The sequence below is a fragment of the Blautia sp. MSK20_18 genome, assembly GCF_020553125.1.
Classification (GTDB): domain Bacteria; phylum Bacillota; class Clostridia; order Lachnospirales; family Lachnospiraceae; genus Blautia_A; species Blautia_A fusiformis.
Genome location: NZ_JAJCGR010000029.1, coordinates 31,413 through 43,796 on the forward strand (window position 1 = coordinate 31,413; position 12,384 = coordinate 43,796).

Genomic DNA, 12,384 nt, shown 5'->3' on the forward strand with positions numbered 1-12,384 from the left:
CAAATGGAACAAACAAAAACAATATTAAAAAAAACCTGGGTGGTGGCAGCGCTTGCCTGCGTCTGCTGTCTTCTCTGGGGGAGTGCGATCCCGCTGATCAAGACAGGATACCGTCTGATGCAGATGGATTCTGCAGATACGGCAAGTCAGATCGTTTTTGCAGGTGTGCGTTTTGCACTGGCAGGAATCCTTGTACTGATCTTTGCATCTTTGCGTGAGCGCAAGGTTCTGCTTCCGGATCGAACTGTTCTGAAATATGCGGCGCCGGTATGTATGGCTCAGACGGTATGTCAGTATTTCTTCTTTTATATAGGTGTGGCACATACCTCCGGTGTAAAAGGCGCTATTATCACAGGTCTTGGGAATTTTATTGCGATCCTGCTGTCCTGCCTTGTTTTTCACAAGGAAAAAATGACCGGGCGAAAGATGCTCGGCTGTATCCTCGGTTTTGGCGGCGTGGTCGTGATCAATCTCATGGGAAATTCTCTGGATGCAGGTTTTAGGCTTACAGGAGAAGGATTTATTCTGATCGCGCAGTTTTCTTACGGAATGTCCACGGTGCTGATCAATATTTTTTCCAGAAAGGTATCTCCGGTGGTACTCAGCGGAACGCAGTTTACCATGGGCGGGATCATTCTGTTCCTGATCGGAAAAGGGATGGGAGGACATTTCGGAGTGGTAAATGCCGCCGGTATCGGGATCATCTTTTATCTGGCAATGGTGTCTGCAGTGGCCTATACACTGTGGTCAGTGCTGCTTGCCTGGAATGATGTATCCAGGGTAGCGATCTTTGGCTTTGTAAATCCTTTGTTCAGTGTGATCCTGTCTGCACTGGTTCTGGGAGAGGTACGTCAGGCATTTAATATGGGAAGTCTCATCGCACTGTTTCTTGTCTGTGTGGGAATTTATGTGGTAAATCAAAAAAAATCTTCATAAGTGGTATTGCAGTTATTGTTCCCAGGCAATATTTTTTGAAGCGTGTTGCTGAGAACGGAGTGAACAGTAATGGTCGCAGAATGAACAGTAACGATGCCGGAGTTTTGAAATTGATTTCAATACGGCATTGTGTTAAAATAGCTCCATAAAAAGTGTGAACATAAAAATCCATGCCGGAATAACTGCAGGATCCGGAAGCAGATCCGGCACCGGACAGTAAGGAGGAAAAATATGGAATTTCAGAAACTGATCGAAGAGAGAAGGACCATCCGTAAATACAGCCCGGAGAGCAAGATCACAAAAGAAGATCTTCTTGCAGTGATCCGGGCCGCTCAGGAAGCACCCAGCTGGAAAAACTCCCAGACCGGAAGATATTATTGTGTAATGTCCGAAGAGATGGTGGAGAAGGTCAGCAGAGAATGTCTGCCGGAAATGAACCAGGCAAAAGCAGAGAATGCCTCCCTGATCGTTACAACCTTTGTACATAACCATGCCGGATTTCAGAAAGACGGAACACCAGATAATGAACTCGGAAACGGCTGGGGCTGCTATGATCTGGGACTTCAGAACGAGAATCTGATCCTGAAGGCAAAGGAGCTTGGATATGGAACCCTGATCATGGGACTTCGTGCCGGAGACAAGCTCCGTGAGATCCTTTCCATTCCGGAAACAGAAACGGTAATGGCAGTGATCGCCATCGGAAAAGCAGCCGAAGAGCCTGCAAGACCGAAACGTAAAGATGTGGAAGATATTGTGAGATTTTATTAAATAATATAAGAAATGCCCGGTACATATCAAAATGTTCGGGCATTTTTTAATGGAAATTAAAGAGCAAAATGGTCTGAAAAGGATTGTCTGGAGGAGTGAATTCTGTTATCCTGTAAGAAAACAGCTGTGACAACATGGAAGGGTTTTGAAAAGCAGAGTTTGGGAGAAGCAAAAAAGCAATACAGTAAAAGCAAGGGAGGTTTTTAACCAATATGCAGATCATACATGAAAATGAATACGAAGAAACCATGAAAAATATCGTAACGCCATATCTTCTGTCTCACAGAAGGGAACTTTATGTACCGGGTGCGGATTATCCGTTTCGTAACGAAAGCAAACGGATCACAGGTAAAATCCATATGCTGCAGTATCTGTCTGATATTGATATGCCTAAAGGTGTGGTAGTCATCAGCCACGGATTCACAGAATCAGCAGTAAAATATGATGAAGTGGCCTATTATTTTCTTAAGGAAGGCTATCATGTATATATTCCGGAGCATTGCGGCCATGGCCGCAGCTATCGTCTTACCGCAGACCCGTCTCTGGTCCACATCGATACATGGAGAAGATATATCCGCGATTTTCTGAAAGCATGCCGCTATATAAAGAAAGCACATCCGGATCTGTCACTTAACTTGTATGCACATTCCATGGGTGGTGCCATCGGTGGTATTGCTGCAGCCTGGGAGCCGGACTGGTTTCACAAGGTGATCCTTTCTTCTCCGATGATCCGTCCTCTTACAGATTATGTTCCGTGGCCGGCAGCCACCGGCATAGCTCTGGAGAAATGCATTTTCGGAAAAGATGAGGAATATGTAGCTGGCCGAAAGCCTTACGATGGCAGCGGTTCTTTTGAGACAAGCTCCGCAACATCAAAACCAAGATACGAGCGATACAAAAATCTCCGTGCAGAACATAAGGAGCTCCAGACCTGGTCTCCATCCTACGGCTGGCTCTGGGCTTCTGCGGAAATGAGCTGGTATCTGCGTCTCTACGGATGGAAAAAATATACGGCACCAATGCTGCTCATCCAGGCCCAGACTGAAGATCTGGTGTCTGTCCGTGCCCTGAAAAATTTTGCTGGAAAGATCAATCGCCAGGGAAAAACAAGCTGTGATTATATCCATATGATCGGAACAAAGCATGAGATCTATGGAAGCAGAGGTAAGATCCTGGAGAAATACTGGGGATATATATTTACATTCCTGGACGACACGGAAAATGATATTGATCACAGATAAGTATTTTTACTACAGGTATATCACATATTTAACAACAGGATTGGCAGCTTTTATTCACTTTCTTTCTTTATCATAGTAAAATTATAAAGCTTTTCTCTTATACATTCGACAAAAAATGTGATATAATCTAACGAATCGTCTTTTTGTACAGACAAACGTACAATCCAAAAAGACAAAATTAAATAAGGGAAGGATTATAGAATGTTATCTGTTATTGAATCAGTGAATGCTGCTGTAAACAATTTTATCTGGGGCGTTCCTGCGATGATCTGTATTATTGGTGTAGGTCTTTATTTAAGTATCCGCACGAATTTTCTCCAGATTCGGAAATTTCCCTATGCCATCAGGGTCACTATCGGACGTATGCTTCGGAAAAGAGAAGCTTCCGATGGAAGTCTGACACCGTTTCAGGCTGTTTGTACGGCGTTAGCTGCTACCGTGGGAACGGGAAATATTGCAGGTGTGGCAGGTGCTATTGCCATCGGAGGACCGGGAGCCGTATTCTGGATGTGGATTTCCGCACTTCTTGGAATGTGTACGAAGTTTTCCGAGGTTACACTCGCTGTACATTTCCGCGAAACCAATGCCAACGGAGATCTGGTTGGAGGACCAATGTATTACATTAAGAATGGTCTTAAGAAACACTGGCACTGGCTGGCGTATCTGTTTTCCGCTTTCGGTGTGCTTACTGTTTTCGGAACCGGAAATGCAACCCAGGTTAATACCATTACAACAGCTATTGATTCTGCACTGATCAATTACAATGTGATCGCTGCAGACAATACTTCTACGGTAAACCTTGTTATGGGGATCATCCTTGCGATTCTTGTGGCAATGATCCTGCTTGGCGGAATCAAAAGGATCGGCCAGGTTACAGAAAAGCTGGTACCGTTTATGGCATTGTTTTATATTATTCTTGCCGTCGGTGTAGTTATCATCAATTGGAAAAATGTTCCAGGTGTTTTCAGCGCTATCATCAGAGGGGCATTTAATCCGGCATCTGTGACAGGCGGCGTAGTAGGAAGCTTTTTCATGAGTATGAAAAAAGGTGTTTCCAGAGGTATTTTTTCCAACGAGGCAGGTCTTGGTACCGGTTCCATCGCACATGCCTGTGCAGACACCAGAAAACCTGTAAAACAGGGATTTTTCGGGATCTTTGAGGTATTCACGGACACGATCGTGATCTGTACGCTGACAGCGCTTGTCATCCTCTGCAGCGGGGTGCCGGTTGGTTATGGCGCAGCAGCAGGAGCGGAGCTTACCATCAGCGGTTTTACCAGTACATACGGAAACTGGGTTTCCATCTTTACAGCAGTTGCCATGTGCTGCTTCGCATTTTCCACTATCATTGGATGGGGACTTTACGGAGCCAGATGTGCGGAGTTCCTTTTTAAGGAAAAAGCTATCAGACCTTTTATGGTACTGTACTCTCTGGTAGCGATCATCGGCGCAACTGTTGACCTTGGACTTCTCTGGAGTATCGCAGAGACCTTCAACGGTCTGATGGCGATCCCTAACCTGATCGCAGTGTTCCTGCTTTCCGGTGTGGTTGTAAAGCTTGTGAAGGAGTACTTCGCCGGAGAAGGAAAGAACGCCTGAAGGAGTTTTTGAAAAAAAGCTTGACTATCAAAACAAACAGAGTTAGAATTGGTTTAACTCATTAAAGAGTTAACACATAACAGAAGTAAATTCCATGAAGGGAATCAGTAAAGACAGAGGAACCGTCTTCAGAGAGCTGTGACTGGTGTGATGCAGCGTCGGAACTGCCTTGAATATCATCCCTGAGAAGGAAAGCCGAAAGTTTCAGACAAGTAAGTAGGTTTTCACGGGTGCTTCCCGTTACAGAAGTCGCGTATGCCGGTACGTTGCAGAATCGTGCTTGTTTCAATGGAGAAACAGGGTGGTTGCGGAATTTTATATCCGTCCCTGAAAGGGGACGGATTTTTTTTATCCAAAACATTTTAAACCACGCGGTAAGGATCTGAAACCGGAAAAATATACAAAAGGGGAAAGAGTATGAAAGTGTACAAAAAACTCATGAACGCACTTGCAGCAGTAGAAAAAATTGTACTGGTCATTTCCACACTGCTGATCCTTGTGCTGACTGTGGGAAATGTATTTTCCCGTAAGGTCATCCATCGCTCATGGTCTTTTACAGAAGAGCTTGTTGTAGCGGTGTTTGTTCTCATCACACTTTTGGCAGCAGCACTTGCCTGCCGTGAAAAAGGAGGACTGGTAAGTCTGACACTGGTTACGGACCGTCTTCCGAAAAAACTGGAAAAACCATCTGTGATCCTGATCACGGTCCTGAGCATTGTTTTTTCCGCAATTTTATTTAAATATGGAATGGACAAAGTTCTTACACAGCTGGCAAACGGCAAGAGAACTTTCGTATTGAACTGGCCGGAGTGGATCTTCTGGTCCTTCGTGCCGATCGGAGCAGGCTGTATGATCCTTCATTTTATTGAGTACTGCCTGGACTTCTGCCTGAAAAAAGATGATGAAAAGGAGGACAAATAAATGATCAGTGCAATCTTATTTATCTCCTTCTTTGTTTTCCTGATCCTGGGACTTCCCATTGCGATCTGCTTAGGTCTGTCATCTGTATGTGCCATCCTTTATTCCGGTACATCTCTGACGATCGTAGCTACAAATATGTACTCCGGAATCAGTAAATTCCTGCTTCTTGCTATCCCGTTCTTTGTTCTGTCCGGAAACATTATGGCAAAAGCCGGTATTTCCAAACGACTGATCAACTTCGTAGATACCTGCGTAGGACATAAAAAGGGCGGTATCGCCATTGTATGTGTTATCGTAGCCTGCTTCTTCGGAGCAATCTCCGGTTCCGGTCCTGCAACGGTTGCGGCACTTGGAGCAGTTCTGATCCCGGCTATGGTTGAGCAGGGTGGTTTTTCCGCACCGTTTTCCACGGCATTGATGGCAACCTCCAGTTCCATCGCCATTGTCATACCGCCGAGTATCGCATTCGTTGTATACGCTTCCATCACAGGTGTATCTATTGCAGATATGTTTATGGCTGGTATCGTTCCGGGACTTCTGATGGGTGTTGCTCTTGTGATCATCGTTATGATTGAGGCAAAGAAACATAACATTCAGCCATCCCGTGAAAAAGCTTCCGCAAAAGAGCGCTGGGATACATTTAAAGATGCATTCTGGGGATTCCTGATGCCGGTTATCATCCTCGGAGGAATTTACGGCGGTATCTTTACACCAACTGAGGCTGCAGCCGTATCTGTTGTTTACGGTCTGTTTGTTGGTATGGTGATCTACCGTGAGGTTAAGCTCAAAGATCTGTTTGACATTCTTGTGGATTCTGCAAAGACAACTGGCGGAATCATGCTGATCGTAGCGAGTGCTTCCCTGTTCTCTTTTGTATGTACCAAGTTTGGTATTGCAAATGCGGCATCTGAGCTTCTTGCCGGCATTGCACATAATCAGTTTACCTTCCTTCTGATCGTAAACATCATTTTCCTGATCGCAGGATGCTTCATTGATGCAAACTCTGCAATGTATATTTTTGTACCGATCATGCTTCCGGTATGTAAGGCTCTGGGCTATGATGTGGTAGCATTCGGTGTTATGGCAACAGTTAACCTTGCGATCGGACAGGTAACACCTCCGGTAGGTGTAAATCTTTTCGTTGCCATTAGTATCAAGATCAAAAAAGGTCTGGAGGTTACTCTTCAGCAGATCTCCAGAGCAGTTATGCCGATGATCGCTGCATCCGTTGCAGTTCTTCTGATCATCACTTATATTCCGGCTGTTTCCACAGCTCTTCCGAAGGCTCTTGCAAAAGAGGGCTCCTATACAGGAAACCAGTCTTCTGACACAGAAAGCCAGAGCTCCAAGGATTCCGGAGACGGAAGTGATTCCTTTAATACCATCGCGGATTACAGTGATCTTGACTGGCCGGAGATGACATGGAACTTTGCATGCTCTACAACTGAAACAAGTACCTGGGCTGACGGAGGACGTAAGTTTGGTGAGCTTATGGAAAAAGCAACCGGCGGAAAAGTCAAGGTTAATATTTACGCAGCAGATCAGCTGACAAACGGAAATCAGTCCGAGGGAATCCAGGCACTAATGAACGGAGACCCGGTACAGATCTCCATGCATTCCAATCTGATCTACTCTGCATTTGACCCGAGATTCAATGTAGTATCCCTGCCGTTTATCTATGATTCCTACGATGACGCGGATGCAAAATTTGACGGTGAGGCCGGAGAAAAGCTGAAAGAGATCCTTGGTGAGTACGGACTTCATTGTATGGGAATCGCAGAGAATGGTTTCCGTGAGCTGACAAACAGCAAGCATGAAGTAAAAACAGTAGACGACATGAAGAACCTGAAGGTTCGTGTGGCCGGTTCCAACCTTCTTATGGAATGCTATAAGAGATGGGGGGCAGATGCCACAAATATGAACTGGTCTGAGACATACACAGCACTTCAGCAGAATACGGTAGAGGGTGAGGAGAACCCGTTGCCTGCGATCGACGCAGCCAGTGTACAGGAGGTACAGCCGTACTGCTCCATGTGGGATGCAATCTATGATTGTCTGTTCTTCTGTATCAACCAGGATATCTATGACAGCCTGACACCGGAACAGCAGCAGGTTGTTGATGAGGCAGGCCAGAAGGCTGTTGAGTATGAGCGTTATATCAACCGTTCCGGCGACGAGGAGATCATGAGCCGCTGGGAGAAGAGCAACGGTGTGACCTTTACAAAGAAAGAGGATATGGATATCGATTCCTTCAAGAAAGCAGTAGACGGAATCGACGACTGGTTTGTAAAGGAGCTTAAGAGTGAAGGCTATGACGATGCACAGGATCTTGTAGATCTGTTTACAGAGGATTCGGTAGATACCGTGGAGGATTACAGTGATCTGAACTGGCCTGAGACAACCTGGAACTTTGCATGCTCCACAACGGAGACAAGTACCTGGGCTGATGGAGGACGTAAGTTCGGTGAACTCATGGAAAAGGCTACCGGAGGAAAGGTCAAGGTTAACATTTACGCAGCGGATCAGCTGACAAACGGAAATCAGTCCGAGGGAATCCAGGCATTGATGAACGGAGACCCGGTACAGATCTCCATGCATTCCAATCTGATCTATTCTGCATTTGATCCACGCTTCAATGTGGTATCCCTGCCGTTCATCTATGATTCCTATGATGATGCAGATGCGAAGTTTGACGGAGAGGCCGGAGACAAGCTGAAGGAGATCCTTAACGGCTACGGACTTCACTGCATGGGTATTGCAGAGAACGGATTCCGTGAGTTGACAAACAGCAAGCATGAGGTAAAATCTGTAGATGATATGAAGAATCTGAAGGTTCGTGTAGCCGGCTCTAATCTCCTTATGGAGTGTTATAAGAGATGGGGGGCAGATGCTACAAATATGAACTGGTCCGAGACCTACACAGCACTTCAGCAGAATACGGTAGAGGGCGAGGAGAATCCGTTGCCCGCCATCGATGCAGCCAGTGTACAGGAGGTACAGCCATATTGCTCCATGTGGGATGCAATCTATGACTGCCTGTTCTTCTGCATCAACCAGGATATTTATGATGCGCTGACACCGGAGCAGCAGGCTGTTGTTGATGAGTGTGGTCAGAAAGCTGTTGAGTATGAGCGTTACATCAACCGTTCCAGTGATGATGAGATCAAAGCACGCTGGGCAGACAAAAACGGTGTGACCTTCACAGAGAAAAAGGACATGGATATCGATTCCTTTAAGAAAGCAGTAGACGGTGTAGATGACTGGTTTGTTCAGGAACTGAAAAAACAGGGCTATAATGATGGTCAGGATCTGGTAGATCTGTTTACAAAGTAATCTTCATATATGTTTATAAAAAGATAAAATAGCCGGAAAGAGGCAGTTCTGAGAGGATTTTTCAGGACCGCCTCTTTTCTTTGCGGAAAAAAGATTATATACTGATAGCAGTCCGGCATTTGTCGGGCAGGAGATTATTGAAATATGACCGGAACATAAGTAAAGCATATATTCGCATTTATTTTACTGTATGCTCCGGAGAGTTGATAAAGTAAAGGAAGAAATATGATAAAGATCGATCTGATAACCGGATTTCTCGGATCCGGAAAGACAACATTTATAAAAAAATATGCCTCCTATCTTCTGAAAAAAGGCATGAACATCGGGATCCTGGAAAATGATTTCGGGGCAGTGAATGTGGATATGATGCTGCTTCAGGATCTGATGGGAGACAACTGTGAGCTGGAGATGGTTTCCGGGGGCTGTGATGCGGACTGTCACAGACGGCGATTTAAGACAAAGCTGATCGCCATGGGAATGTGCGGTTACGACCGTGTCATCGTAGAACCATCCGGAATCTTTGATGTGGATGAGTTCTTTGACGCCCTCCATGAGGAACCGTTGGATAAATGGTATGAGATCGGAAATGTGATCGCCATTGTGGATGCGAAGCTGGCAGAGGATCTTTCTGCGGAAGCGGATTATCTGCTGGCTTCCGAGGTGGCAGATGCAGGCTATGTATTACTGAGCAGGAGCCAGGAAGCCACGGTGGAAGAGATCAGCAGCACAAAAGAGCATCTCAACCGTGCACTTGGCCAGATCCAGTGCAGGCGCCGTCTGGACAGTGAGATTCTCACCGGAAACTGGGATGAGCTCACAGACACAGACCTGGAAAAGATCCTGAATTGTGGGTATGTGTCAGAAGCTTATGTGAAGGAATCTTATGCGGAAGGCGGCGGATTTGATTCTCTGTTTTTTATGAACGTTCATAAAAGCGAGGAGGAACTTCATGAAACTGCAGAAAGGATCCTGAATGATCCATCCTGCGGAGATGTTTTTCGCGTAAAAGGTTTTCTTAGAAAAGAAGATGGACAGTGGCTGGAGCTGAATGCTACCCGCCATGAGATCTGCATCCGGCCAACGAAGCTGGGACAGGAGATCATGATCGTTATTGGGGAGAAACTGAATAAAGAGGTAATTGATGGATACTGGAAATAATACTGCAGGAAAAACAGCACCGGAGAGATATGTCTCAGAGAAGGCCTTTGAAGAGCTGCCAGATACCTTTCAGAAGCTAGCAGAGCTGCTTGGAGAAGATCAGTTTGAACTGGTGGCAGTGAATGATGAGAAAGATCCGCAGGATCAGAAAGCAGCTTCAGAAAGTGCTTTTTCGGAAGCAATTGCGGAAAAGTCCGATGACAATATGTACAGAGTGGATTCTTATGTAAAAAACGGCGAAATCCGTCTAGTGTATCTTATGAATGATGCGGTAGAAAGCTTTCTTGTTTTTGAAAATGCCCGTATGACAGGTGTATACAAACCGGATTACGAGGGCGAGATCCTGGCAGATTTAAGCCGGCAGGGCAGAGAATACATCCTTGTGGTTCACCAGGATGATTCGGTGGTGACTTTGTTTTTTGAAACCCTGTCTCTGGAAAAACATCTCTACGATTACAGCCGGATCGGTCATTTCTGGGTAGAAGGGTATGAATACTTACGGCAGCTGGAATATCGGTTGGCGATCCTCCGCGACAAATATGATTATATAGGCGGGGACAGCTGCAACGCTCTGGAGGAGAAGCTTTCTGCACTGGTGGAATTTCCGCCATTGAATTACTGCTGTTATCCGGCTGTTCCGGAAAAGTATATTGTTCCCAGGGAAAATCCGTGGATTCCCTCGGAAAAGGCATTTGAGGTAATGGGAGAGATCGCAAGGCAGGCAGGAGACCGTACCTTTGTCAGGTGGCTTGAAATTTACCGGAAACTTCGGTTTAAATGGGTAGCACGGAAACTGGCAGGAATGCTTCACCGCACAAAACACATCCAGGTAACGATGTGCCTTTCTGAAAAGCTGCGGGAAGCTTCATCCGGATATGGGAATCGTTCTTTTGGAAAAGAAGCCGATGAAGAACTTAGAGTTCTTACAGAAAAAGCCAGGACAAAGCAGGCAGAGCTGAATGAGCAGGGTATGGGATCCGAAGTACTCAGGGAAGAACCGTTTACCATTGCCAGAGATTCTCTGGGATTTAAGGTTTATCTCATGAAATGGAACAAAGGAAGAAAAGACTGTACCGTTGAAATTGAAGAAATATGACGAAATATATATAGATCCGTAGAGAATATCTGTGAAGTGTTTTTGCCCGGCAGGGATTGCTTTTTTAAAAACACTGGGGTATAATCTAACGGAAAGAGTTAAGAACAGCCCTTTAATAAGAAAGGAGATTTTTAAAATGAAAGTAACACATATTACAGATATTGATAAATTTTTTGAGGTAATTGACAGCTGCAAGGGTAGAGTAGAGCTTGTAACAGGAGAGGGAGACAGACTGAACCTGAAATCCAAGCTTTCCCAGTATGTATCTCTTGCAAACATCTTTTCCGCTGGTGAGATCCCGGAGCTTGAGATCGTTGCAGCAGAGAAAGAGGATATCGACAAGCTTATGAGCTTTATGATCAACGGCTGATAGGAAGAACGATTTTCAGGGATGTGAGCTTTTCACATCCCTCTATTAATCTGAATATAAAGCAGAATAGGAATGTCTGTTTTGTAAAATGGATATAATGACAGCAGATACAGAAACAGGTATTTTTCTCTGTCATCATGAGCATAACAGGATACAACCAGGGGGTATAATACTTCCTGGTCAAACTACGTTAAAAGGAGTGTATACAAAATGGTTAAAATTGATATTATCTCCGGTTTCCTTGGCGCCGGAAAAACAACTCTGATCAAAAAACTTCTGAAGGATGGATTTCAGGGTGAGCAGGTAGTGCTGATCGAGAACGAGTTCGGTGAGATCGGTATTGACGGCGGCTTCCTGAAAGAGGCAGGGATCCAGATCCGTGAGATGAACTCCGGATGTATCTGCTGCTCTCTGGTAGGAGATTTCGGAACCTCTCTGAAAGAGGTTGTTACCAAATATGATCCGGACAGGATCCTGATCGAGCCGTCAGGAGTTGGTAAGCTTTCTGACGTTATCAAGGCTGTACAGGGTGTTCAGGACGAGGTTGACATTAAACTGAACAGCTATACAACTGTTGTTGATGCAAAAAAATGCAAAATGTATATGAAGAACTTCGGTGAGTTCTTTGATAATCAGATCCAGTATGCAGGTGCTATCATCATGAGCCGTACCGATATTGCAAGTGAGAAAAAGGTTCAGGAGTCCCTGGAGCTTCTCCGCAGCCTGAATAAGGATGCTGCTATCATTACAACTCCGATCGAGAATCTTGACGGTAAGAAGCTGGTAGAGGTTATGGAGCATCCGGTATCCCTGGAGCAGGAGATGCTTGAGGAGGAGCATGAGCATCATCATCACCACGACGGAGAGTGTGGCTGTGGCCATGATCATGAAGAGCATGAGCATCACCATCACCACGACGGAGAGTGCGGCTGTGGCCATGATCATGAAGAGCATGAGCATCA

The 12,384-nt window shown here is 45.4% G+C and carries 10 protein-coding genes and 1 other annotated feature; all 10 genes read left to right on the top strand.

What is annotated here, in order from left to right:
* Positions 1-3: 3 nt before the first annotated feature.
* Entirely contained in the window at positions 4-936 is a 933-nt protein-coding gene (locus tag LI091_RS14120) for a DMT family transporter (protein ID WP_265191282.1), read from the top strand.
* A gap of 231 nt (positions 937-1,167) precedes the next feature.
* The gene (locus tag LI091_RS14125) at positions 1,168-1,704 is read left to right on the top strand and encodes a nitroreductase family protein (protein WP_161209224.1); all 537 of its coding nucleotides are present in this window, start codon (positions 1,168-1,170) and stop codon (positions 1,702-1,704) included.
* Positions 1,705-1,916: 212 nt separating this feature from the next.
* Positions 1,917-2,945 carry an alpha/beta fold hydrolase gene (locus tag LI091_RS14130; protein WP_265191283.1) on the top strand — a complete coding sequence of 343 codons (1,029 nt, stop codon included), beginning with the start codon at positions 1,917-1,919 and terminating at the stop codon, positions 2,943-2,945.
* Between the two features lie 201 nt (positions 2,946-3,146).
* A complete protein-coding gene (locus LI091_RS14135) occupies positions 3,147-4,544 on the top strand; it encodes an alanine/glycine:cation symporter family protein (protein ID WP_015525503.1) in 1,398 nt (465 codons plus the stop codon).
* Positions 4,545-4,629: 85 nt separating this feature from the next.
* Positions 4,630-4,876: a binding site (T-box leader), on the top strand.
* An 85-nt stretch (positions 4,877-4,961) separates the two neighbouring features.
* Positions 4,962-5,465, top strand: a complete 504-nt coding sequence (locus LI091_RS14140) for a TRAP transporter small permease (RefSeq protein WP_015525504.1) — start codon at positions 4,962-4,964, stop codon at positions 5,463-5,465.
* Positions 5,466-8,798: a TRAP transporter large permease subunit gene (locus LI091_RS14145; protein ID WP_161215657.1), complete on the top strand. Its 3,333-nt coding sequence runs from the start codon at positions 5,466-5,468 to the stop codon at positions 8,796-8,798.
* A 225-nt stretch (positions 8,799-9,023) separates the two neighbouring features.
* Positions 9,024-9,956 (top strand): GTP-binding protein, encoded by a 933-nt coding sequence (locus LI091_RS14150; protein ID WP_265191284.1) that lies wholly within the window; start codon positions 9,024-9,026, stop codon positions 9,954-9,956.
* Positions 9,940-11,052: a DUF3878 family protein gene (locus LI091_RS14155; protein ID WP_173759417.1), complete on the top strand. Its 1,113-nt coding sequence runs from the start codon at positions 9,940-9,942 to the stop codon at positions 11,050-11,052. The genes LI091_RS14150 and LI091_RS14155 overlap by 17 nt, the downstream gene beginning before the upstream one ends.
* A gap of 136 nt (positions 11,053-11,188) precedes the next feature.
* Positions 11,189-11,422: a hypothetical protein gene (locus LI091_RS14160; protein ID WP_044962326.1), complete on the top strand. Its 234-nt coding sequence runs from the start codon at positions 11,189-11,191 to the stop codon at positions 11,420-11,422.
* A 210-nt stretch (positions 11,423-11,632) separates the two neighbouring features.
* Positions 11,633-12,384: GTP-binding protein (locus LI091_RS14165; protein WP_265191285.1), on the top strand; the 752-nt coding region annotated here is incomplete at its 3' end.